Source organism: Microbacterium sp. STRO-1N (genome assembly GCF_057748015.1).
On sequence record NZ_CM173234.1, the window covers coordinates 600,676 to 624,566 of the forward strand.

17 protein-coding genes are annotated in these 23,891 nt (G+C 69.0%); 7 read left to right on the top strand and 10 right to left on the bottom strand.

Annotation, left to right across the window (positions count from 1 at the left end; genetic code table 11):
• Positions 1-38 precede the first annotated feature (38 nt).
• On the top strand, positions 39-1,280 hold the full coding sequence (locus AC3ANJ_RS02870) for a glycosyltransferase (protein ID WP_488318140.1): 1,242 nt from the start codon (positions 39-41) through the stop codon (positions 1,278-1,280).
• Here the strand turns inward: AC3ANJ_RS02870 and AC3ANJ_RS02875 are convergent.
• The 5 genes from AC3ANJ_RS02875 to AC3ANJ_RS02895 all read right to left on the bottom strand — a co-directional run bounded on the left by AC3ANJ_RS02875 (position 1,277) and on the right by AC3ANJ_RS02895 (position 6,515).
• The gene (locus tag AC3ANJ_RS02875) at positions 1,277-2,197 is read right to left on the bottom strand and encodes a glycosyltransferase family 2 protein (RefSeq protein ID WP_488318141.1); all 921 of its coding nucleotides are present in this window, start codon (positions 2,195-2,197) and stop codon (positions 1,277-1,279) included. The genes AC3ANJ_RS02870 and AC3ANJ_RS02875 overlap by 4 nt on opposite strands.
• A 4-nt stretch (positions 2,198-2,201) precedes the next feature.
• Positions 2,202-3,545, bottom strand: coding sequence for a phenylacetate--CoA ligase family protein (locus AC3ANJ_RS02880; RefSeq protein WP_488318142.1), 1,344 nt, complete (start codon positions 3,543-3,545; stop codon positions 2,202-2,204).
• Positions 3,542-4,597 (bottom strand): glycosyltransferase family protein, encoded by a 1,056-nt coding sequence (locus AC3ANJ_RS02885; RefSeq protein WP_488318143.1) that lies wholly within the window; start codon positions 4,595-4,597, stop codon positions 3,542-3,544. Before AC3ANJ_RS02885 ends, AC3ANJ_RS02880 begins: the two co-directional genes overlap by 4 nt.
• Positions 4,594-5,370: a CDP-alcohol phosphatidyltransferase family protein gene (locus tag AC3ANJ_RS02890; RefSeq protein ID WP_488318144.1), complete on the bottom strand. Its 777-nt coding sequence runs from the start codon at positions 5,368-5,370 to the stop codon at positions 4,594-4,596. Before AC3ANJ_RS02890 ends, AC3ANJ_RS02885 begins: the two co-directional genes overlap by 4 nt.
• A 62-nt stretch (positions 5,371-5,432) precedes the next feature.
• On the bottom strand, positions 5,433-6,515 hold the full coding sequence (locus AC3ANJ_RS02895; RefSeq protein ID WP_488318145.1) for a glycosyltransferase family 4 protein: 1,083 nt from the start codon (positions 6,513-6,515) through the stop codon (positions 5,433-5,435).
• Positions 6,516-6,572: 57 nt separating this feature from the next.
• Here AC3ANJ_RS02895 and AC3ANJ_RS02900 point away from each other — a divergent pair, with 57 nt between their 5' ends.
• From AC3ANJ_RS02900 to AC3ANJ_RS02910, 3 genes are all read left to right on the top strand, one after another.
• A complete protein-coding gene (locus tag AC3ANJ_RS02900) occupies positions 6,573-7,514 on the top strand; it encodes a glycosyltransferase family 2 protein (RefSeq protein ID WP_488318146.1) in 942 nt (313 codons plus the stop codon).
• Between the two features lie 23 nt (positions 7,515-7,537).
• A complete protein-coding gene (locus tag AC3ANJ_RS02905; protein ID WP_488318147.1) occupies positions 7,538-8,182 on the top strand; it encodes a hypothetical protein in 645 nt (214 codons plus the stop codon).
• 177 nt (positions 8,183-8,359) lie between these two features.
• Positions 8,360-13,720: a PKD domain-containing protein gene (locus AC3ANJ_RS02910; RefSeq protein ID WP_488318148.1), complete on the top strand. Its 5,361-nt coding sequence runs from the start codon at positions 8,360-8,362 to the stop codon at positions 13,718-13,720.
• On the opposite strand, the gene AC3ANJ_RS02915 is transcribed toward AC3ANJ_RS02910, so the two are convergent.
• A complete protein-coding gene (locus AC3ANJ_RS02915) occupies positions 13,674-14,939 on the bottom strand; it encodes a hypothetical protein (protein WP_488318149.1) in 1,266 nt (421 codons plus the stop codon). The two genes, AC3ANJ_RS02910 and AC3ANJ_RS02915, sit on opposite strands and share 47 nt — an antisense overlap.
• A gap of 143 nt (positions 14,940-15,082) precedes the next feature.
• On the opposite strand from AC3ANJ_RS02915, the gene AC3ANJ_RS02920 reads away from it, so the two are divergent.
• The gene (locus tag AC3ANJ_RS02920; protein ID WP_488318150.1) at positions 15,083-16,237 is read left to right on the top strand and encodes a glycosyltransferase; all 1,155 of its coding nucleotides are present in this window, start codon (positions 15,083-15,085) and stop codon (positions 16,235-16,237) included.
• On the opposite strand, the gene AC3ANJ_RS02925 is transcribed toward AC3ANJ_RS02920, so the two are convergent.
• Positions 16,177-17,556: an MATE family efflux transporter gene (locus tag AC3ANJ_RS02925; protein WP_488318151.1), complete on the bottom strand. Its 1,380-nt coding sequence runs from the start codon at positions 17,554-17,556 to the stop codon at positions 16,177-16,179. The genes AC3ANJ_RS02920 and AC3ANJ_RS02925 overlap by 61 nt on opposite strands.
• Positions 17,553-18,932, bottom strand: a complete 1,380-nt coding sequence (locus AC3ANJ_RS02930; RefSeq protein WP_488318152.1) for a tyrosine-protein kinase domain-containing protein — start codon at positions 18,930-18,932, stop codon at positions 17,553-17,555. The genes AC3ANJ_RS02925 and AC3ANJ_RS02930 overlap by 4 nt, the downstream gene beginning before the upstream one ends.
• A gap of 62 nt (positions 18,933-18,994) precedes the next feature.
• Between AC3ANJ_RS02930 and AC3ANJ_RS02935 the strand changes: the two genes are divergently transcribed.
• Positions 18,995-19,585, top strand: coding sequence for an arsenate reductase/protein-tyrosine-phosphatase family protein (locus tag AC3ANJ_RS02935; RefSeq protein WP_488318153.1), 591 nt, complete (start codon positions 18,995-18,997; stop codon positions 19,583-19,585).
• A 14-nt stretch (positions 19,586-19,599) separates the two neighbouring features.
• Here the strand turns inward: AC3ANJ_RS02935 and AC3ANJ_RS02940 are convergent, their stop codons facing one another.
• Positions 19,600-20,799 (bottom strand): DUF1972 domain-containing protein, encoded by a 1,200-nt coding sequence (locus AC3ANJ_RS02940; RefSeq protein ID WP_488318154.1) that lies wholly within the window; start codon positions 20,797-20,799, stop codon positions 19,600-19,602.
• A 4-nt stretch (positions 20,800-20,803) separates the two neighbouring features.
• A complete protein-coding gene (locus AC3ANJ_RS02945; protein WP_488318155.1) occupies positions 20,804-22,336 on the bottom strand; it encodes a sugar transferase in 1,533 nt (510 codons plus the stop codon).
• A gap of 347 nt (positions 22,337-22,683) precedes the next feature.
• Here AC3ANJ_RS02945 and AC3ANJ_RS02950 point away from each other — a divergent pair, with 347 nt between their 5' ends.
• Entirely contained in the window at positions 22,684-23,832 is a 1,149-nt protein-coding gene (locus AC3ANJ_RS02950; protein WP_488319221.1) for a low temperature requirement protein A, read from the top strand.
• Positions 23,833-23,891 lie beyond the last annotated feature (59 nt).

Sequence of the window (23,891 nt, forward strand, 5' to 3'; positions counted from 1 at the left end):
TCCGCCGCGGCGCGAAACCCATAGCCGGACATGAAACGATGGATGCCGACATCCGGAGTGCGGGAGGGGGACGCGTGGCACTTGACGTCACCGTGATCGTCCCGACCTTCAACGAGCGGGACAACATCGCCGAACTCGTCGCACGCGTCGGTGCCGCACTCGAGGGGCGTCGCGCCGAGATCCTCGTGATCGACGACAGCACGGACGCGACAGCTGCTGAGGTCGAGCGCGTCGCGGCATCCGCACCGCTGCCCGTCCGCGTGATCCACCGCGAGCACAACACCGGAGGTCTCGGCGGCGCCGTCGTGCTCGGCCTGTCGGAGGCCGAGGCGGACATCTGCGTCGTCATGGACGGCGACCTGCAGCATCCGCCCGAGCTCATTCCCGCGATGCTCGACCAGCACGCGGACGGCGACGCTGACGTCGTGGCGGCGTCGCGCTACATCGGCGGGGGAGACTCGCAGGGTCTCGGCACCGCTGTGCGCTTCGGCGTCTCGCGGGCGGCGACCTGGCTGACCAAGGCGATGTTCCCTCGGCGGCTCTCGCGCAGCACCGACCCGATGACCGGGTTCTTCCTGGTGGATCGCCGGCGGATCGACGTCGCCGATCTCAAACCGCAGGGGTTCAAGATCCTGCTCGAGATCCTCGCCCGCTCCGACGTGCGCATCGCCGAGGTCCCGATGGAGTTCGCCGAGCGTCGCCACGGCACCTCCAAGGCCAGCCTGCGCCAGGGGGCGACGTTCGTCGCCCACCTGACCCGCCTGCGGTTCGGCAAGATGTCGCTGTTCGCCCTCATCGGCCTGTTCGGGGCTGTGGCGAACCTCGCGATCATGTGGTTGCTGACGACCGCGGGAATGCCCTACATCTGGGCGGCGATCATCGGGGCCGAGGCCACCATCGTCGGCAACTTCCTGCTGCAGGAGCGCTTCGTCTTCGCCGACATGCGCTCGGATGCCAGGGGTCTGGGGGCGCGGTTCGCCGCGTCTTTCGCGTTCAACAACGTCGAGGCGGCCCTGCGCATCCCGATCATGGCGCTCATGGTGGAGTCCTGGCACATCTCCAGCGTCCTCGCGACCGCGATCTCGCTCGTGGTGGCGTTCTTCGCTCGATTCCTGTTCCACTCGCTGGTCGTCTACGCGCCCACGCGCGCCCGGGTTCGTCGTGAGGATGCCGAGGCGACCGGTGCCGCGTCGGCCGGCGCAGAGCCGAAGCCGGACACCGCGGCTCTGCGGATCATTCGGGCGATCGACGCCGAGGCGATGAAGCCGGGGGAGCTCTAGGGGCGGGTGTACTCCAGGTGCCGGCGCCCGAGGGCGCCATTCGCCATTCCCCACCCGCGGTACGCGGTCCGCATGCCGCGGGCGTCGTCCTCCAGATCACCGCGCATGCGCCCCCAGGCATGACGAAGCCAGCCGAGCGCTGCCCTGACGAGCCCGCCGACGAGCCGTCGCACCCGGATGGCCTGTCGTCTGACGGCAGAGGCCTCCAGACGCAGATCGTTGTCGACGGCGAGGTTGCCTCCGTTGTAGGCGCGTCGCATGGCCCACTGACGGGTGAGGCGCTCGGCGGGGACGTCGTCCTCCGCCCGCGACTCGTTGCACCAGACGATGCGTCCGCCGGCGGCGACGAGCATCCGGCTGAAGAGTGTGTCCTCCCCGCCGGCGAGCCCGAGCGACGTGTCGAAGCGGATGCCGAGGGCGCGGACCTGGTCGAGATCGAGCAGCAGGTTGCCCGCGGCTGCGACCGGGATCTCGAGTCCCGTCGGTCTCTCTCGCCGGCGGAACACTCCGGTGCCCAGCAGCCAAGGGTCGACCTCGTCGGGGAAGACGGAGATGACCCGCCCCATCACCGCAGCGCTGCCGTGCGTCACCCATGTGCCGACGAGGGAGGACAGCCAGTGGTCGAGGGGGCGTTCGTCGTCGTCGATGAAGGCCAGCAGGCGGCTGCCCTCCGCTTCGTCCATCAGCCGGTTGCGCACCGCGGCGATGCCCGGCGTCGGCTCGATCGCGTACTCGACACCAGGCCCGGCGGCCTGGGCGACGGCGCGTGCGGAGCCGGACGGGTCGTTGTCCACAACGAGGATGCGCACGGGGCGGTCGAGACCGACTTCCGCGATCCGCGCCGGAAGCTCCGCCAGGAGCGCCGCGAGTTTGTCCGGCCGGCGGAAGGTCGGGATGCCGATGGCGACGTCGAGCATCGGATCAGGCCGTCTCTGTCACGACAGCGGGAGCCGAACTGCGGATGAAGCGCATCTTGCCGCCGACCTGCGGGATGCTGTCCACGATCTCCACGGTGACCGGTACGAGGTCGCGGGTCGCTTCGCGGAGCTTGCGCGTGGCGCCGGCGATGCCGTCGGCCGAGGTCGCGGGGTCGCCGGCGATGCACCGGAGGATGACGCTGTAGTCCTCACCCTGCACGATCTCGAACTGCCTGACCGACAGCGGAGCCTCGTCGAAGATGTGACCCAGCGCACCGGCGATCGTGGTGCCGTCGGGCAGACGCACGGCATCCGATGCCCGACCCGAGATCGCGCCGAGCCGGGGGAGCCCGCGGCCGCACGCGCAGGTGCCGGGCAGGATCCGGCTGATGTCGCCCAGCCGATAGCGCACGATCGGGAACACGCGGTTGGTCAGATCGGACACGATCACGTCGCCGTCCTCGCCGGGGGCGGCGGCATTCCCGCTCTCGTCGAGGATTTCGACCCGGCGGACGTCGGCGAAGACGTGCAGGCCGTCCTGCTCGGCGCACTCGCCTGCCAACCAGGGCACCTCCGCCGAGCGGTAGTGATCGAAGCAGGGAGCGCCGAGTGCCTGTTCGATCTCGCCCCGTGTGCCGGGCGTCAGCGGCGCGGCGGTCACTGCGACCGCGCGTGGAGGGGACAGGCGGATGCCGAGGCGCTGCAGCCGGCGCACCAGATCGAGGACCCCGCCGCCGTACCCGATGAGGAACGGCGGGCGCACGCGGTTCCAGCTCTCGGCGAATTCTCTCGCCGAGTCATCCGTGATGCGGAAGGCGTCCAGCTGGACGCGGCGCGAGGGCAGCCAGGCCAGATCATGGCGCAACCGGCTCGCGCCGGTGAGCACGTGTCTGGCGACGATTCCGCGGTCGTCCCACGGCTGCACTCCCCACCAATCGAATAGACGCCATTCCAGTGCTCGTGCCGGGAAGCGCAGGTCGCGCAGGATGTGAAGCGGGAGTCCCGTGCTGCCTCCGGTCTTCGACAGGGAGGTGTTCCGTGCGTTCGCCTCGTCCGTACGGATCGCGGTGAGATTGTCGCGCAGCATCTGCTTGTCGACGAACGGCAGGGCGGAGAACGCCTCGTCATCACGAAGGTCTGCGGCGGTGAAGCCGTGCGCGGAATACAACTCGCGGTAGAACGGGCTATGCGCGAACGCGAACCGGGCATGCGCAGCCGAACGCCGGCGGGACAGCTCCTCGATCGCCTCGGCACTCAACGCATCGGCGGTCAGGAAATCGCGGTAGGCACGGATGCTGCTGCGTCCGGTGGTGGCGGTCTTGAGACGAAACGCGGCTTCGCGGATCATGCGAGAACCTCCGCGGGTCGCGCTGCCGCCTCGAGAGGGCGCTTGTTCGCGATCGCCGCGCGGTAGGCGTCGGCATGCGCGGTACCCGCGTCACCCCACTCCCGCCGCGATAGGTCGGGGCGATCGCCCCGACGAAGCATGCTCGCCGATCGCCATGCCGAGACCAGAGCCTGCCCGTCCAACTCGCCGTCGTACATGAGCACCCAGTCGCGACCGACCTCGCGTGCGAGCGACTCGTTCACCTCGTTGCGCGGCACCAGCACCGGTCGGTCGAGCGAGAGTGCGGCCAGCACACTGCCGGAGTTGTGCATGAACCGGTAGGCCAGCACCACGAGCTCGGACGTCGTCGCGAGTTCGACGAGTTCGGCATCCGAGAGGAATGCCAGCTGCAATTGCACGCCGGCGAGATCGGCCGTTCGCCTGCGCAGGTCGTCGCCGAGTTCGGGGGTCGACGGGCGGCCCCCGATGCTCAGCGTGAGGTCGGGCTCGATCGAGACGGCGTCCGCGTACGCGGCGACGAGCGCGTCGACGCTCTTGTAGCGCCGGACCCCGCCGAAGGTGCCGAGCCGGCCCGGTACCCGGTCCCGATGGAGCTGAGGCGCGTACCAGTCCCGGTAGTGGCCATGCAGGATCAGCGTGTGCGGCGTACCCGCGGGCAGGCGGGTCGTCGTGTTGAGCACGATGCGGTGGTCGGTCTGCGCGTCGATCCGGCGCAGCAACCAGGTCCGCGCGGTGTTGTCGTCCGGCAACTCGACATTGTGGACGGTTCGGACCACGGCGATCCGTCGTGAGAGGCGATGCCGCAGGCTCAGCAATGCCGTCAGTGCGTACTTGCCCGCGGACTTCCACCAGGTCGTCCCGTGCAGCTTGCCCTCCGGCCAGTGCCAGTGGAACACGTCGTAGCGTCCGAAGAGCGCCCCTGCCCAGGAGAACCGGCGGTGCTGGATCGTCGGGTCGTCGGCGAGTGCGTCGTCGAGCATCGTGATGTACGGGTTGGTCGTCGCACGGGGCGCACGGAAGGACTGCATCACGCGCAGCGGCTCGCCGGTCATCGCGGCAGCTCCGCCGGGGTCGGCGACGCGATCGATGCCGCCTCCATGCGACGGATCGAGCTGTACCAGCGCGCAGCGGCGAGGCCGAGTACGAGGACGTTGGCCACCGCGAGCAGCGAGTACACCGCGACGAACGCGGGTTGCACCCACAGCAGCACGAACGTGAGGCACAGGAATCCGTAGTCCGTCGGCAGCACCACGAGGGAGTAGAGCGGGCTGCTGCGCCACGCCTCTGCAGGTGCCGTCTCGTCAGCGATCGGATGCTGCGCACGATGGATCCGCCGCAGGAGATCGGTCGCGATCAGACCGAAGAAGAAGATGCTCGCGACGGCGCCGAACGTGAGCGGAACAACGAGCCACGGCAGCGGGAGCTCGAAGAACCGGAACCAGCAGATCAGGACGGCGGCATGCAGCGTCGCCGCCTTGGTGGCGTCGAAGAAGTGGTCCAGCCACTCGCCGGCCAGGCTTCCCGTCCCCGTCAGCCGCGCCAACTGCCCGTCGGCGGAATCCAGTGCGTAGCCCAGCACGAGCAGCACCGCCACGAGCGCGGATGACCACCAGGTCGGCCGGACGAGTGCGATCATCGCGATCGCCGAGAACGTCGCGGCCGCGCTGAACAGCGTGACCTGCGTCGGTGAAAGGCCGCGCGCATACGCCAGTGCGGCGAGCGGACGGCCGAGCGGGCGGTTCACGAAGCGCGAATACGCCGCGGCCCCCTTGGATGACTTCTGCGCGGCGGACAGCCGCGACATCGCGTCGGAAAACATGCTCATCGGATCCCCCAAAGATCTCGAGCGGGCGTCCAGATGATCCGGCCCCCTGCCGGATCCCGCCCTCAATTCGCGATCGCGAACCGTCTGGCGACGGCATCCCGATAGCGATGCACCACTGCGCCCCAATCGCAGCGGATGAGTACATCATGACGCAAAGAGGCCTCGGATGGCGACCCCCATGCGAGATCGATGGCGGCGGCGGCCGCGGACGGCGCGGCATCCAACGGCACGAAGCGGGCGACAGCGCCGACGTTCTCGCGGTGCACGGGGATATCGCTGACGACCAGCGGGGCGCCGCAGGCGACCGCTTCGATCGGGGTGAGGCCGAAACCCTCATCACGGGACAGGCTGATGCTCACCGCGCAGTTCCGGTACAGCCACGCGAGCTCGTCATCGTCCAGCCGCCCGGCGAACAGCACGCGGCCGTCGGCGCGCAGCCGGTCGACCTCGGCGGGCAGATCGGCACCGACTCCCGAGTGCTCCGCGCTGCCGACCACGACGAGCGGGCTGGTCGGCGTGATGTGCGCACTCGCGGCAGCGGCCTCGATGACGGCGAGGAGGTTCTTGCGCACGTTCAGCCGGCCGACCGTCAGAGCGAAGGCCTCCAGCCCGGTGGCGATCTCCGGACGCCGAGGATGCGCGTCGACGATCGCGGGCGGTGCGCCGAGCGCGATCGCGACGACCGGAGCGTGCGCACGGGGGAGGTGACGTTCGAGGCGATCGGCCTCGGTCTGCGACGATGTCACGACGAGTCCGGCGCGCCGGGCCGTCGGCAGCATGGCGGAGAAGTACAGCCTCTCGGAGCGGCTGAACCACTCAGGGTGCTCGACGAACATCACATCGTGGATGAACGTCGCCGACCGGCCGCTCCAGGGCGTGTAGTTGTGCGGGATGACCGCGTCGACGTCGTGCCGACGTGCGATGCGGCCGAGTTCCACGACATTCGACAGCGCATGCGGCCAGAGCCGGGTGCCGGCGCGCTCTGCGCGGTCGGGGAGCCCGGCTCCCGATGCGTCGCGCCGCAGTGCGACGATGATCTCGTCATCCGGGAACTCCGCAGCCCAGGCCGTGATCAGTTCGCGCTGCACAGAGCGATTGGCGGCGGGTCCCCGATCCCACCAGTATCCGTCGAACAAGAGCCTCATGTTCTTCCCCCCAGGGTCGGCTATACACTACAGACGGTTCTGGGGATCGGGGGATGCATGAACGGGACGCTGGCTGTCGTCGTGGTCAATTACGGGTCGAGCGCCCTCGTCGAGAGCAATCTCGGTGCCACCGCGGATGACGCCGAACCGGCGCACGTGGTCGTCGTCGACAATTACTCGACACCGCAGGAACGCGACCGGATCAGCGAACTCTGCGCTCGCCGCGGGTGGGACCTCGTCGCGCCGGCCGACAACACCGGCTTCGGCACCGGCATGAACATCGGCGCCCGCCGTGCCTTCGAACTCGGGGCGACGGAGCTGCTGCTGCTGAATCCGGACGCGCGCATCGACGCCGCCTCCGTCGATGCCCTCCGTGCGGCCGTCGCAGGACCGGGATGCATCATGGCATCGCCGATCGTCCGCAGTCCCGATGGTCGGGTATGGTTCGGCGGCCTGGATCTGTATCTCGACGATGGCACCGTCCGCGGTATTAGGCGACGTGCGGACTTCCCTTCGGCGGAGCGCATCGAGTGGCTCAGCGGCGCGTGCCTGTGGATCACCCGCGAGGTGTGGGATCTCGTCGGCGGCTTCGACGACGGGTACTTCCTGTACTGGGAGGACGTCGACCTCTCGGCACGGCTCCTCGCCGCCGGGGGTGAGGTGGTCGTCGTCCGTGACGCCGTCGCCTGGCACGATGAGGGCGGCACGCATCGCGGCGCGGACCAGCGGTCGGAAGCGAAATCCGCGACGTACTACTACTACAACATCCGCAATCGGATGCTGTTCGCCGCCCGCCATCTCGACGACTCCGGCATCCGCGCCTGGTCTCGCACGTCGCTGCGCGCGGCGAAGGCGATCCTGCTGCGCGGAGGGCGACGCCAGTTCCTGCGGCCGGTGCCCCCGTTGCGGGCCGCATACCGCGGTCTCAGAGACGGGCATCGCATCGCTGCAGAGGCCATCCGTGCACACCGCACCGCTGCGAGCGCACCGCGCGCGTAGACTGCGCTCAGAACAGGAGCCCCGTGGACAATCCTTCGTCGCAGACGCGCCGCCGCTGGCCGGTCATCGCGGGAATCGCCGCGCTCGTCGTGGCGGCCGTCGTCATCTGGCTGCTGATCGCTCGACCGTGGTCGACCGACACCGTGGCGACACCGCCGCTGCCGTCACCGACGTCGACTCCGACGGCCGAACCGACCCCGTTGACGTCCGCGAGCGGCACGCCGGTCACGCCGACACCGCTGCCGACGGCATCCGACAGCCCGATCGCGCCTGAGCTCGCGCCGGTCGAACCGACGCAGCCCGCGGTGGGCTCGGACGGCGTCGTCGTCTCGCTGCCCCTGGTTGAAGCCATCGAGGGCGAAGGCGTCGCACCGGGTGAGACATCGGGGCCGGCGATCCGCGTGACGGTGCGCATCGAGAACGCGACCGACGAGCCGCTGGACACCGCGTTCGTCATCGTGAACGCGTACACCGGCGCCGATCGCACGCCGGCGCCTGCGCTGACCAAACCGGGCGGCGAGCCGTTCGAAGGCACCATCGCGCCGGGCGAATCCGCCGAGGGAGTGTTCCTCTTCACGGTCGCCGCCGACGCCCGCTCGGACGTGACCATCGGAGTCGATTACCGCGCAGGCGAGGCCACCGTGGTGTTCGAGGGCGCTCTCGACTGACCCACCGCCGCACATCGGTACTTCCCCTGGAGCGTTCGTACCGCTACACTGACGCCCGGGACCGCATTCTTGTGCGGTGAACATGCCGTGGGGACGGCTCATCTGGGGAAGGTCACGATCGTGACAGCTTTTGGGGAATCGGCGACGCCTTTGCGCCGCAGCAGGACGCGTTCACTCGTGATCGCGACGGGCATGACGATCGCGGCGCTGTTCGGTGCTCTCGTCGTCGCGCCACCGGCATCAGCGGACACCGCGCCACCGCCCGAAGCGGTCAATGCGCCGGCGACCGTGAGTGCGGACCCGTTGCCGACCGTGCAGATCAACGGCGTCGCGTGGACGCAGTCGGTCGCAGGGACGACGGTGTTCGCCGGTGGTGAGTTCACCAGCGCACGCCCGGCCGGTGCCGCCCCTGGTACGAACGAGACCCCGCGAGCGAACATGCTCTCCTACGACATCGAGACCGGGGTGATGAAGTCGTTCGCCCCGGCGGTGAACGGACGCGTCCTCGGCTCTGCGGTCTCTCCGGACGGCACCCGGCTCTACGTCGCCGGTGGGTTCACCAGCGTCGACGGCGTCGCACGGTATCGGCTGGCTGCCTTCGACACCGCGACCGGTGCGCTGATCGGCAATTGGGCTCCTGGCACCAATGGTGCGGTGATCGACATCGTCGCGACCGACACCACTGTCTACATCGCTGGGGAGTTCACGAACGTGAACAACACGCCGCGCACCCGTGTTGCAGCGCTGAACGCGCAGACGGGGGCGGTGCTCCCGTTCAACCCTGTGCTCGCCGGCGGCTACGGCGCTCGCGCCGTTGTCGTGTCGCCTGATGCGTCCAAGGTGGTCATCGGCGGCTCTTTCACGTCGACCAACGGATCGACGAACCCAGGCCGCGGGCTCGCGGCGCTGGATGCCTCGACGGGGGCAAGCCTTCCGTGGGCGATCAACAGCGTCATCCGCAACGCCGGCACCGCATCCGCGATCTACTCGCTGGCCTCGGACGGAGACAGCGTCTACGGCACGGGGTACGACTTCGGCGGCAGCAAGACCGAGGACGATTTCGAAGGCTCCTTCCGCGCCAGCTGGGCGGACGGATCCATGGTCTGGATGGAGGACTGCCACGGCGACTCCTACTCCGTCTTCCCGTTCAAGGGGGCGGTCTACAAGGCGGACCACTCGCACTACTGCGGCAACATCGGTGAGTTCCCGCAGTTGAATCCATGGAAGCTGGACTACTCCCTCGCCTTCTCCAAGGAGCCGTCCGACCGCACCATCACGCCGGACATCTGGGGCTACCGCAGCTTCACCGGTCAGCCTGCAGGGCGCCTGCTGCACTGGTACCCCGAATGGGTTTCCGGATCGGCGACCGGCATCAATCAGGCGGGCTGGGACGTCACCGGCTCCGGGGATTATCTCCTCTACGCCGGCGAGTTCACGCGCGTCAGCGGTGTGGGTCAGCAGGGACTCGTCCGGTTCACGACGGTCGACAAGGCACCGAACGACTTCGGACCGAAGATCCTCGGAGGCGCGTGGCCGATCACCACGACATCCTTCCGCGCCGGCGCCGCACGCATCGGCTGGCAGGCGAACTACGATCCCGACAACGCGCAGCTCACGTACGAGGTCTTCCGTCGTGGCGTCGCGGCGCCGGTGCACACCGTCAAGGCCGAATCGACGTATTGGGTGCGCCCATCCCTGGGCTACACCGACACCGGACTCGTCGCGGGGCAGACCTACGAGTACCGCGTCCGCGTGACGGATCCGACCGGAAACAGCACGGTCTCCGACTGGCGGGCGGTGACGGTCTCGGCGACCAACACCGGAACCGCGTACAACCAGGCGATCATCGACGAGCAGCCGGTCGGCTACTGGCCGCTGTCCGAAGCATCGGGGACAGCCGCGTACGACTGGGTCGGCGCGAACGATGTGAAACTGACCTCGAACGTGACGCGCAACGTCACGGGACAGGTCGTCGGCGAGCCCTCCAAGGCGAGCAGCTTCTCCGGGTCCAACTCCTTCGGGGCCACCACCACAGCACGACCGGCACCGGACGTGTTCTCGGTGGAGGCATGGTTCAAGACCACCAGCACGAATGGCGGCAAGATCGTCGGGTTCGGCAACGCGGCCACGGGGAACTCGGCGAGTTACGACCGGCACATCTACATCAACGGCCAGGGGCGCCTCACCTTCGGCGTGTACCCGGGCTCGGTGCAGACGATCTCGTCCGGCACCGGATACAACGACGGCGCGTGGCACCAGGTGGTCGGAACGCTCGGGGCCGGAGGAATGGAGTTCTTCGTCGACGGTGTGCGCATCGGGTCGCTTCCCGGTGTCACCAACGGCCAGAGCTACTCCGGATACTGGCGGATCGGCGGAGACAACCTCTCGTCGTGGCCGCAGGCCGGATCGACTTACCTGAACGGTCAGATCGCGGATGTCGCAGTCTACGATCGCGTGCTCAGCCGCGAAGAGGTGGATGAGCATCGTGTCGCCTCCGGACGGGAGTCGACCATCCCCGCCGCACCCGCCGATGCGTACGGCGCCGCCGTGTACGGCACGTCGCCGTCGATGTACTGGCGGCTCGGCGAGTCGTCCGGTACCACGGCGGCGGACTCCAGCCGGGAAGGATTCCCCGGCGTATACAACAGCACCAGCATCGTGCGCGGCGAATCGGGCGCGATCGACGGAACGAGCAACTCGGCCATCCGGTTCACATCCTCGAAGAACGTCTTCGGCACCTGGAACAACCGGCAGACCGTGATCAGCTCGCGCGCCGTCACGAGTCCGTCCACCTTCGCGATCGAAGGCTGGTTCAAGACGACCAGCACGGGCGGCGGCAAGCTCGTCGGATTCGGCAACAGCAACGCCAACACGACGAACGCCAGCGGAACCTACGACCGGCACGTCTACATGACGCCGTCCGGTCAGTTGAAGTTCGGCACGCACGACGGTGCGCAGCACATCCTGGCGGCGCCGGGCACGTACCGCGACGGCAGCTGGCATCATGTCGTGGCACAGCAGTCGAGCGCCGGCATGCAGCTGTTCGTCGACGGCGCGCTGGTGGATTCGAACACCGTCTCCACGGCATCCGTCTACTCCGGCTACTGGCGCCTGGGCGGCGACACCACGTGGGAAGGCGATCCGTTCTGGGTTGGCTCCCTCGACGAGGTCGCGGTCTACGGCACCGCTCTCAGCCCTGCGCAGGTGCAGCAGCACTTCGAGGCGGGCACGACCGGCGCGGTGAACCAGTTGCCGACGGCCGAGTTCGCCTCCGCCGTCACCGACCTGTCTGCGAGCTTCGACGCTTCGACGTCGCAGGATGCTGAGGGGCCGCTCGAGGCGTACACCTGGGACTTCGGCGACGGGGAGGCGGGCACCGGGGTGACCGTCACGCACACTTATGCCGCGGCCGGCACGTACCCCGTCAGCCTCACCGTCCGCGATTCCGGCGGCCTGGAGAGCACGACGACGCACGACGTGACGGTCGCCGCTCCCAACGCTTTGCCGACGGCCTCCTTCGTGGCCGCAGCGACGGATCTGACCGTCGCCGTCGATGCGACGGCGAGCACCGATGCGGACGGGACGATCGCGACCTACAGCTGGTCGTTCGGCGACGGTGCGAACGGCACAGGCGCGACGGCCGAGCACACGTATGCGGCTGGCGGGGTCTACGAGGTCTCGCTCACGGTGACGGACGATCGAGGCGGCAGCGCGACGACGACGCAGCAGGTGTCGGCGGCTGCGCCGAATGCCGCGCCGACGGCGGCCTTCACTGTGTCCACGGACGTCGAGAGCCTGACCGCTTCGGTCGACGGGTCGAACTCGACCGATCTGGACGGCACGATCGCATCGCACGCCTGGGACTTCGGCGACGGAGCCACCGGGACGGGAGCGACTGCCACGCACGCGTACTCGGCGCCGGGCAGCTATCCGGTCACGCTCACCGTGACCGACGACGACGGTGCGACGCACAGCGTCACCCACGATGTCGTGCTGATCCCCGAGGATGTGATCGCGGCGGACGCGTTCTCGCGCGATGCGACCGCCGGCTGGGGTGCTGCCGATGTCGGCGGTGCCTGGACAGCCACGGGTGGTTCTGCCGCCTTCGGCGTCTCTGATGGTCGCGGTACGATCGCGCTCGCTCCGTCGCACTCCCGTGAGGCGAGGCTGAACGCGGTGTCCTCCGCGGACAGCACCGTCGACGTGCTGCTGTCCGCCGACACGGTGCCGGCCGGTGGCTCGGCCACCATCTCGGTGGCCGGCCGCGTGGTCGGCAGTTCGCAGTACGTGGCGCGAGTGCGGCTGGAACCGGGCGGCGTCATCCGCCTGTATCTCCTGCGCAACAACGACGTGCTCGGAGGCGGGAGCTTCGTGCTTCCCGGCGCTTATGTCGCGGGACAGCAGCTGCACCTGCGGATGTCCGCCCTCGGTGCGGGCACCACGAACCTCGGCGCCAAGGTATGGGTCGAGGGGACGGCCGAGCCGTCGGCCTGGCAGTTGCAGGCCACCGACACGACACCGGAACTCCAAGCCGCCGGAAGCATCAGCATCCGCACGTCTTCGAGCTCCGTGTCGACCGTGCCGTCGCTCGTGCTCGGCTTCGACGACCTGCGGGTCGTGGCAGGCGAGGTCGCGGCTCCGCCGGCGCCGAACCAGGCGCCGACCGCAGCGTTCACGTCGACGGTCGATGGACTCGCGGTCGCGGTCGACGCTGCGGGCTCGAGCGACCCGGACGGGTCGATCGCCGGCGCGACGTGGGACTTCGGCGACGGCGCGAGCGCAACGGGTCTCACAGCGTCCCACGAGTACGCGTCGGCAGGGACCTACACCGTCACGCTCACGGTCACGGATGACGACGGCGCGACGGCCACGGCGACCGAGGAGGTCATCGTGAGCGATCCGCCCCCGGCGCACGTCGTGGCTGACGACTCGTTCGACAGGGAGGTCACCGGCGGTTGGGGCAGCGCCCCCGTGGGTGGAGCCTGGACGACGTCGGGAGGCGCCGCGGCCTTCGCCGTCGGCGGTGGATTCGGCGCGATCTCTCTCGCACCATCGCACACGCGCGAGGCGCGGCTGAACGCGGTGTCGACGACGGATGCCGTGATCACCACGAACTTCGCAGCCGATGTCGTCCCGGCCGGTGGTGCGATGAGCATCACCGTGCTCGGACGAGTGGTCGGCGCCTCGACGTATTCCTCACGGGTGCGCCTCGAGTCGGGCGGCGCGATCCGCGTGTACGCGCTGCGCGACGAGACACCGCTCGGCGGCGGGAGCGTCGTCCTTCCCGGTGCCTACGTCGCCGGTGACGTCATCCACGTCCGCACGAACGTGACGGGGACGAATCCGACGACCGTGGCGGTGAAGGTCTGGGTCGGAGCCGCCGCGGAACCAGCGGGATGGACGATCCAGGCGACGGACAGCACGGCCGCTCACCAGGCGGCTGGCGCGCTCGGGATCAAGGCTGCCGTCAGCGCGAACTCCACTCACCCGGTCACGAAGCTGACGGTGACCGACTTCCACGTCGAGAACGGGCAGTAGACGGCGCCAGAGCCAGCGCCGCCATCAGGGCGAGCGTCGTGTAGGACGTCAGCAGCGGGCTGAAGAAGGTGTCCCAGACGCCGAGCGCGGTGAGGAAGATCAGCGCGGCCGATGCGGTCCGCAGTGAGACGTGCCGCGCGGTCGCGTACACCGCGAGCACGCAGATCGCGAGCGCGAAGACGGCACCGAGCGGTCCGTAGCGGATCCACAGGTCGCCGAGCACGGAGTGGACCTCGAACTGCCCGCCGAACATGTAGCGCTCGACGTAGCCGTTGTTCGGGTCGTAGTTGAGCGCGCTCATCCCCGTCTTGGCGAGCCAGACGTCGTTCGATGTCGGCACGGTGCCGCTGCCGTATCCCCACGGCTGGGCGGAGATGAGTCCGACGGCGGCGCCCATCTCCGGTCGACCTCCGGCGAGCAGCGAACCGGAGGTGTCGATCTGCGCCTGGGTGCGCTCCGCTGCGGCCTCACCCAGCACGCCGTCCAGGATCAGCGCCTGGAACAGGAGGAACACGCTCAGACCCAGTGCCGCAAGGCCGAGGATCGTCTGCCAGGGCCGCGGTCTCAGCCGGCCTGTTCCGCCGCTCGTCATCTGCCACAGCACGAGCACGGCGGTGAGCAGCAGGAACGCCGTCATCGAGCGCGAGTCGGAGATCGCGGAGACTCCGGCGACGGTGACCAGTGCGATGAGCTCCAGGATGCGCGAGTTCCTCATCGCGGCGATCCCGAGCAGGATGAGCGCGACGGGGATGGCGAGCGAATACTTCCAGAGGTTCGCAGGATTGCCGCCCGTGAGCACGATGTTCACGAGTCCGCCGACGCCGAAGGCCACGATCGTCGCCCCGGTGCCGATCAGCGAGCGCGCCCACAGCAGCATCCCGATCGAGCAGAGGAACGACAGCATCATCAGGGTCTGTGCGATCAGCAGGGAAGTGGAAGAGCTGCGTCCCGCGTCGAGCTGGGTGAGGACAGCACCCCAGGCGACGGCGCCGGCTCCGACCAGCAGAAGGGACCGTGCGCGACGGAACCGCTTCAGGTTCGTAACCCACATCGGTGCGAGGGCGACGCCGGCGATGAGGCAGATCGTGACGCCAGGCCCGTACTGCGCGCGCATCGCCGCTGTCATCGCCGCCACCACGGCGACGATGACCGGCAGCAGCGCGCTGTCGCGAGGTGTCGCGGACTCGGCGGTGATCGTCCGTCGCCATCGATGCGTCATCGGCTCCATCGTGTCGGTTCACCCCCTGTCGCGACACTGCCCGTCGCGTGATCACCGGCAGGAAACGGCGGCGCGAACTCTAGAATGATTCTACGCGGACTTCCCGTCTGATCAGGGGCTGCGCTGAGCGATCGGAGGCCCGCGTGGGGACGCAGTTCGGAGGCGGGGCGCCCACGCCGGATGCCGTCCCCCACGTGGTCGTCGTACTCAGCGCCGACCAGGACGCCGTCCAGTGGCGGCAGCGGCACGCTCGCGGTGAGACGCTCGACGAGACGCCGTACGGCTACGAGCGTGCGGAGCCCCTGGTGCGGCTCTCGTGGACGCACTCGAGACCGGAGTCCGGGCGCGCGCGTCGCCGGCGACGCGCGATCGCTGGCCGGCTCGGGTTCGACATGGTCCACGTGTGGCGCAATCGCCGACTCATCAGAAGCGCCGATGCCATCTGGACGCATACCGAGCGAGAGCATCTCGCGGTCGCCCTGCTGCAGCTCTTCGTACGCAGGAGGCGTCGGGTGCCCGTGCTCGCGCAGTCCGTCTGGCTCTGGGATGCGTGGGCGGAATGGGGCGCGGTGCGCCGCCGTCTCGTCGCGGCCCTGCTGCGCACGCACACGATCGAGCTCGTCCACAGCCGGGTCAACCGTGACATCTCCCGGCAGAGCGTGACGGAGCGAGTCGTCGAGCTCATCCCGTTCGGCTCGGCGACGTCGGCTCCGCCGATGGCCCAGCAGGATGCCGGGGCCGAACCGCTCGTCCTCGCCGTGGGAAACGACGCCGACCGCGACTGGGCTGTGCTCGCTGAGGCAGCCGCTCGGCTTCCGAACGCGCGCTTCCGGGTGGCGTCGTCGTCTCCGAGGGCCGGTGCGGTCGAATGGCCGGCGAACGTGACCGTTCGTCCGGCTGCGACGCGCACCGAACTGATGGATCTGTACGCCGCGGCATCCGTCGTCGTCGTCCCCCTCAAGGAGAACCGGCACGCGTCGGGGGCGACCGCGTGCATCGAAGCGATCAGCGCCGGCCGGCCCCTCGTCGTCACCGCCGCGGGTGGCGTGGACGACTACGTTCGCGACGAGGCCCGGCTGGTCGAGGTCGGCGATGCCGAAGGGCTGGCGAGCGCGCTCGCAGATGCGCTGGCCGGTCGCGTCACCGCCCCCTCCGCGGATGCCGCGGAGCGGCGCGGCATCACGCAGCGCGACTATGTGAACCGCTACCTCCTGGTGACGGCGTGGATTCTGGGACGTCAGGAGTGGGACGCTGCCGTTTCCGAGTTCGCGTCCGTCCCAGCGCCGTCTTCCGGCTGAGGCTCTTCGGGCGCGCTCGCCGTCTCCGATCCGAGCAGCCGTGCACGGTGCCGGATGATGTACCACGAGAACGGGATGACCTGGAAGACGACGACGGCCACGGCGTTCCCCAGCGGGGGACCAGCCGTGCCGATCGCGGGGGTGAGCACGATCGAGAGCGCGAGGCTGGCGAGTGCCATCAGCAGCGTCGGCACGACCTGGAACCGGATACCCGGCTTGTCCATGATGAACATGCCGAGCGGATACAGCCCCGCCGTGCACGTGACCATCAGGCCGAACGCGAGGATCGTCGTCGTACGCACCTCGAGTGTGCCGTCGGTGATGAAATCGAACACCCAGGGGCCGACGAGTGCGACGAACACGGTCGCGGCGCCGACGCCCGCCGCGAAGATGCCGGCGAGCAGAAACGGACCACGGCGGAGTTCACCGCGGTGTCGTCGGCGTGCGTACATCGGCCAGAGCGCGAGCCCCGCCGCGACGACGAGTCCGTTCAGCGCGAAGAACACCTGGCCCGCGACGCCGTACTCGGCCACGTCCTGGTGCGTTCCCCATTGCGCGAGGACATACCGCTGGGTCGATACGGCAACGGGGTAGGACAGCAGCTGGGCCAGCATAGGCCAGCCGACATCCATGACTCGAACGCCCGGATGACGACGCGGATGCAGCACCATGGCTGCCGCTCGGGGAACGAGAGGGCGGGTGCCGTACGCGGTGAGGCCGAGGCCCAGCGCGCCGACCAGGAACGAAGCGACGTACGAGCTCGTCGCCAGGAACGCATAGGTGTCTGCCGTGCCGAAGGTCAACAGCATCCAGACGCCCAGCAGCGTCAGCGGTGAGATCAGGCCCTGCAGCAGGATGATGAGGTGGTTGCGGCGCAGGCCGAGCATGATGCGCACCCAGATGCCGACCGGCACGCCGAGGCAGAAGATGGTCAGGCATACGAAGGCGGCGAGATCCGCCCCTGGCAGTTCGCCGGTCACGCCGAAGGCGATCGTCCAGCCACCGGTCAGGAGCAGGACGGTGTTGACGAGCATCGTCACCGCGGCGAAGCCGACGAGGATGCGCTCGACCGACGTCAGCTGCGCCGCGAGCGTCCGATCCGAGCGGATGTCGTCACTCGTGGCGATGCCGTTGACGACCACCGCTCCGGCGCCGAGGTCCGTGAAGGACAGCAACGACGGCAACGACGTGAGCATGCTGAACAGGGCGTAGTACTCCACGCCGGCGTCGCCGAGCACGAGACGCGTGGTGAGGACGCCGCACACCAGCGAGATCACCATCGTCAGCGCCTTCGCCCCCAGCGCCAGAATCGAGTTCATCGTGCGATGCGGTCCCGCGCCGCGCGACGGGTGCGCTGCTCGTCCTGCGCGTAGTAGGGACTCTTGTCCGACTTGCGCACCCCGTTCAGCACGATGCCGAGATGCGACTGATGCGTCGAGCCGAGCGCGGTCAGCGCAGACTGCAGCGACTCCCTCTTGGTGGCTCCGGCGCGGACGACGAACAGTACAGAATCGACCTCGGGCGCGAGCCACAGCGCATCGCTCACCGAGAGCACCGGTGCGGTGTCGACGATCACGTACTCGTAGTCCTCGCGGGCCTGGCGGATGATCGCATGCAGCTGTCCGCTGGCCACGAGCTCGCCGGGGTTGGGCGGGAGCACGCCGCTGGTCAGCACGCGCAGGTTGGGGTGGCCCCACTCCTGCACGGCATCCTCCAGCGTGCTGTCGCCGATGAGCACCGTGGTGAGGCCGACGCTGCCCTCCAGCTGGGTGTACCGCGCTGCCGTGGGGCGACGCAGATCCGCCTCCAGGTACAGCACCCGGTGGCCGACCTCGGCGAGGGTGAGCGCCAGCGCCAGGCTGACCGACGACTTCCCTTCGGACGATGCCGCCGAGGTCATGAGGATCACGCGACGCTGGTCGTCGACTTCGAGGAACTTCAGGGATGCCGCCAGTTGGCGCAGCGACTCGGCGACACGGCTGTCCGGGCGCGCGAGAATCGTCGACGCGAGCTCGCGACCCCCTGGCGCCTCCAGCACTTCGCCGAGCAGAGGCTGTTCGGTCGCTTCGGCGATGTCGGTTCGGCTCGTCAGGCGCGACCCGAACCGGCGCAGCAGAAGCGCGGTCACGACTCCGCAGGCGAGCCCGACGGCACCGCCGATGACGGTGTTCATGCGGGTGTTCGGCGCGACCGGATTGCGGGGCAGCTGCGCGGGCGCGATGGTCTCGATCCGCACGGCCGGGCGGTCGTCCGAGCCGGTGGGGGAGAACTCGCCCACCGCGACGGCCAGCTCCGCGGCGATCGCGTCGGCGGTGGACTGCGCGCCATCGGGCGTGGCGTCCGTCACACCGATCTCGATGACCACAGTGTTCAGCGGTGCCGAGACATCCACACGATTGGCGAGGCGAGTCGGCGTCTCATCGATCTCCAACTCCTCGATCACGGGATCGAGGACGGCGGGCGACGTCGCGAGCACCGTGTACGTCTGCACGAGGTTCTGCACATAGTTCGACCCCTGCACGAGCTCGCTGGTGTTGTCGCCGCGCACCGGAATCACGATCACCGACGCCTGTGCGCGATACTGATCCGGCAGGAACTGCGAATAGCCGAACCCCGCGGCCGCGCCGATCGCAGCCAGCAGCACGACCACGATCCAATGCTTCCTCAATGCGGTGAGGTAGTCGTGTAGTGTCATGGCCTGCTCCCTGTTGAGGTGGGGACGTGGATTCTTGCCCGGTCGCACGGAAAGGACGAGGGGTGACTCAGCGCCTGCTCGTGGTGTGCCACGCCAACGTCTGCCGTTCCCCGATGATGCTGTGGACGCTCCGGTCCTTCATGAACGCGGATGCCGTTTCGCTCGCGAGTGCCGGGACCCACGCGCTGCGCCCCGATCCGATCTGCGAGGTCGCGCTGGACGTCCTGGGTGATGCCGTGCCGGCGGAGAGCCGGGAGCGCGGTGCCGTCCAGGTGACGGCGGCGGCGATCGAGGATGCCGATCTGATCATCACGGCGACGAAGCATCAGCGCGGCGAGATCGCCCTGATGTCGCATGACGCGCGCGATCGCACCTTCACGCTTCGCGAGGCGCTTCTGCTGGGCGAGATCGCCGAACGGGGCGACCACGGGCGCGCCGGTGCGGACCTCGCCGCGTACGCGACCCGACTGCACGGAAGCCGCGGTCTGCTGCAGCTGACGCCGCAATCGCGGCTGCGCCGCCTGAAAGCGGATCCGCTCGATCACGCCGATGTCCATCAGGAGCGAGCGCGGGGTCATCGGAAGGGCCTGATCGCCGTCCAGTCGGACGCGCGCCGTCTCGCGGTGCAGCTGCGGAGCATGCTCGGCCTCTGAGGTGTGGGGTGCGCTCATGGCGTCCGCACCTGCCTGCTCTGCTCGAACTCCCACTCCGCCGCCCGTCGGCGTGCGCGCCGTGCCGATCCGTGAATCGTCGAGCCGTCCGCGAGTCGATGAGCGAGCTCCTCGTACGCGTCGGCGACCTCGTCCCAGCGGAACGCATCGCGCGCCCGCTCGCGCAGCGCGGCACCGAGCTCGGCGGTCGCCACGGCATCCGCTTCGGCATCGACGAGATGCGCGGCCACGTCGGCCGCGTCGCGGAAGAACCAGCCCTGCTCGTGGAGCACCTCGCGATTGAAAGCGACGTCGTAGGCGATCACGGCCGTCCCCGCGCCCATCGCGCGCAGGAGGGACGGGTTCGTCCCTCCGACCGAGTGGCCGTGCAGGTACGTGGCCGCGTTCGCGTACAGGGCGTCCAGCAGCTCCTGATCGTAGACGCCCCCGACGAGGCGGATCCGGGCGTCGCCCTCGGCGGCGCGGTCGATCGCACGGGTGTAGTCGGCGCTGTACGGTGCGGAACCGACCACCACCAGCGGCAGCGTCGCCGCGCTGCGCCGGTACCCCTCGACGATCTCGAGCACGTGATTCTCCGGCTCGAACCGCGCCACGACGAGGTGGTAGCCACCGGAGACCAGATCGAGTTCCGACACACCACGAGCGGGGAGCTCATAGAGGATCGGCGCACCGTACCTGATCATCTCCGTCGGCACATCGAACTGGTGACGGTAGTAGTCGGCGATGCCTGGCGCGTCCGCGATCAGGGCATCAGCCGTCCGCACGCCGAACTGCTCGGCCCAGCGGTAGTACGCGCGCCCGCGCGGGCCCCACTTCGAGCGACGCCACTCGAGCCCGTCCATGTGCAGGGCCACCCTCGCACCGCGCAGCCGCAGCAGGGGGAGGAACGGCGAGTTCGCCGCGTTGAACACGAACGTCGCATCCGGTCGCCTCCGCCCGATGAGGTGCAGCGTCGACAGCCCGGTGTGGCTGAGCGTCTCGATCTGCTTGACCGGCAGCGCGGGCAGGTGGACGACCCGCATGCCGAGATACGTCTTCGACCGGCGCTCCGAACCGCGCGTGTACACGAGGACGCGATGCCCGCGGTCTGCGAGTCGGCGGCCGACTTCCTCAACCGCCGTCTCGAACCCGCCGTACGCGGCCGGTATCCCCCTCGTCCCCACCATCGCGATGGTGAGGCCCTCCCCGTTGCCCATGTCCTCAGTACGCTCCGCTCGGCTGAGCCATGACCTTGGCCGTGCGCCACATGATCTGCAGGTCGTTCATGACGGACCAGTTCTCCACGTACCGCAGGTCCAGTCGCACGCTCTCATCCCACGTGAGGTCGCTGCGACCCGATACCTGCCACAGCCCGGTGATGCCGGGCTTGATGTACAGGCGGCGGTAGACCGTGCCGTCGTACGCGGTGACCTCGCTGGGCAGCGGAGGCCGAGGGCCGACGACGCTCATGTCGCCCACCAGCACGTTCCAGAACTGCGGCAGCTCATCCAGCGAGAGCTTGCGCAGCACCCGGCCCACGCGCGTCACGCGCGGGTCGTCCTTGATCTTGAACAGGAGCCCGGCCCCCTCGTTCTGCTCCTTGAGGGCGGCGAGCTGCTGCTCGGCATCCGTCTTCATGGAGCGGAACTTCACCATTCGGAAGATCCTGCCGTCCCGGCCGACGCGCTCCTGTCGGAAGAAGACGGGCCCGGGGGAGTCCGCCTTGATGACGAGCGCGAGCGCCGGAGCGAGCAGAGCGATCGGCACGAGCGCCACGACCGCGACGGCGATGTCCAGCGCGCGCTTGAGCAGGTGGACCCCGCCCTCGTAGGTCGGGATCTTCACCTGGATCAGCGGCAGGCCCTCCACCTGGCGCAGCGACACTCTCGGGCCGGCCACATCCGTGAGTCGGCTCGAGAGGATCAACTCGGACGCCGTGCCCTCCAGCTGCCATCCGAGTTGCTTGACGAAGTCCGGATCCCCATCCGGACGGCTCGCCACGATGATCGTGTCCGCGCTGAGCTGAGTGGCCACCGTCGCGACGGTGTTCACGTTGCCCAGCACGGGGAAGCGATCCCCGTCCACCTCCAGTTCAACGGCGTTGCCGTCGAACAGCGTGGCCCCGACCACGTGATAGGCGGTCTCCCCGCCGCGGCGGAGCGAGTCGATGACGTACCTGACGTCCTCGGCATCGCCCGCCACGACGGTGCGCGACGCGTACTGCCCGTCGCGCCGGCGCTGCAGGAGCCACTTGCGCCACATCCACCGCGCGAGGAGAAGCCCCAGCATCCCCACGGGCAGAGCGATCAGCAGCAGCGGCCGGAGTCCCTGCCACTCCCACAGCACGCCGACGATCGCGAGGAACCCGAACGCGAGCCCGCCGGCATGCGCGACGCGCGTGTATTCGGCAGCCCCGGAGCCGAAGACCGCAGCGGCGCGCGTGCTCAGCGCGCTCAGCATCGGGAACCAGACCGCGATCAGCAGCAGCCCGTCACGCACCACGGCGTCGACCGGCGTCCCCAGCACGAACAGCTGCGCGAGCGCGGTCACCGCGACGGCGAGCACGATGATCGCCGCGTCGGTCACGCGCAGGCGCATCCGGTATCGCCGCTCCCACAGCTGCCGGCGCTCGAGCGTCGCAGACACCCGCGGCGTCACGACGGTGCGCGCGGCGACCTTGACGGTCCGCGGCGCGGCGACCGGCACGAAGGCCGGAGCGCGCGTGAGTCCGACGGCGTCCTCGACGGACGTCATGCTCGGACTCCCCGAGCGCAGAATGAACGCAGAATTCCCCAGTGCGCCATGACTTCCCCAGTTTTTTCCCCAGTACGCGAGCGTTGTGCTCGCGGAGTCGTCTGCTTCCCGACCCCTCGGGATCCTGCTGCTCGTCAAGACCCCACGTCTTGACGGATCGGATGGCGTTCCCAGGCGACATCCGGATGCAGCAGGCACTGCAGACTGCGCTCACTCTAGCGGATGGCGCGCGTGAGCGAAAGGTATTTCATCCGATTGGACGAAACGGATGCCGCTGGTGGCGACCCCTGCTCTACTCTGTTCCCGTGACAGATCAGACCGCGTCCGACCGCCTCCGCCTGAGCCGCATGCGGCCCCGCGACCCGCACGAGCCGCACCGCACAGCCAGCACGCTCGAGCTGTTCTTCGACCTCGTGTTCGTGGTCGCGATCAGCGTCGCCTCGGCGCAGTTGCACCACGCACTGAGCGCGGGAGACTTCGTGCACGGGCTCACCTCCTACGCCATGGTCTTCTTCGCGATCTGGTGGGCGTGGATGAACTTCACCTGGTTCGCGACGTCCTTCGCGACGGACGACTGGCTGTACCGCGTGCTGACGTTCGTGCAGATGGCCGGTGTGCTCATCCTCGCCGCCGGCGTCCCCGCCGCGTTCGAACACGGCGACTTCACGATCCCGGTGATCGGTTACATCGTCATGCGGGTCGCGATGATCGCGCAGTGGCTGCGGGCCTCTCGCTCCGACGAACCGCTTCGCTCGGTCACCCGCCGCTACGCAGCGGGCATCGCTCTCGTCCAGCTGCTGTGGGTGTGCTTCCTCTTCGTGCCTGCGCCGTTCCAGATCGCGGCCTTCGTGCTGTTCGCGCTCCTCGAGGTCGCCGTGCCGGTCTTCGCCGAGCGGCGGCATCAGACGCCGTGGCATCCGCACCACATCACCGAGCGCTACGGGCTGTTCACGCTGATCGTGCTCGGCGAGAGCCTGCTCGCCTCGGCCAACGCGATCGTCGGCGCTCTGGAGGAGGTCGAGTCCCTCGGTCCGCTCATCGCGATCGCCGTCCTGACCCTGGTCGTGACGGCTGCGCTGTGGTGGATCTACTTCTGGCCGCCGCACCACCGCGCGATCACGTCGTTCGGGCGGTCGCTGCGGTACGGATACACGCACTACTTCGTCTTCGCTGCAGCCGCCGCGTTCTCCGCAGGCATCGAGGTCGAGATCGACCTGCTCACGCACCACAGCGAGCTGTCGAGCACGGCCGCTTCGTTCACGGTGACCGTGCCGATCGCCGTCTTCCTGCTCGGTGTCTGGTGGATCGCGATCCGCGAGAACGCCGACCGCATCGTCAACGTCGTGGTTCCTGCTGGCGCGCTGCTCGTCCTGCTCGATCCGGTGCTGCCGATCCCGGTGGCGCTGACCGCGGTGATCCTCATCGGCATCGTCACGGTGCTGGTCATCCGACGCCCGGTCACCCGATCCGACTCCGAACTCATAGACGGCGCATAGGCCCGGCATACGACCCTGATCGACTCCTCCGCGAACCTGTACTCACTTCCGGTTCCACG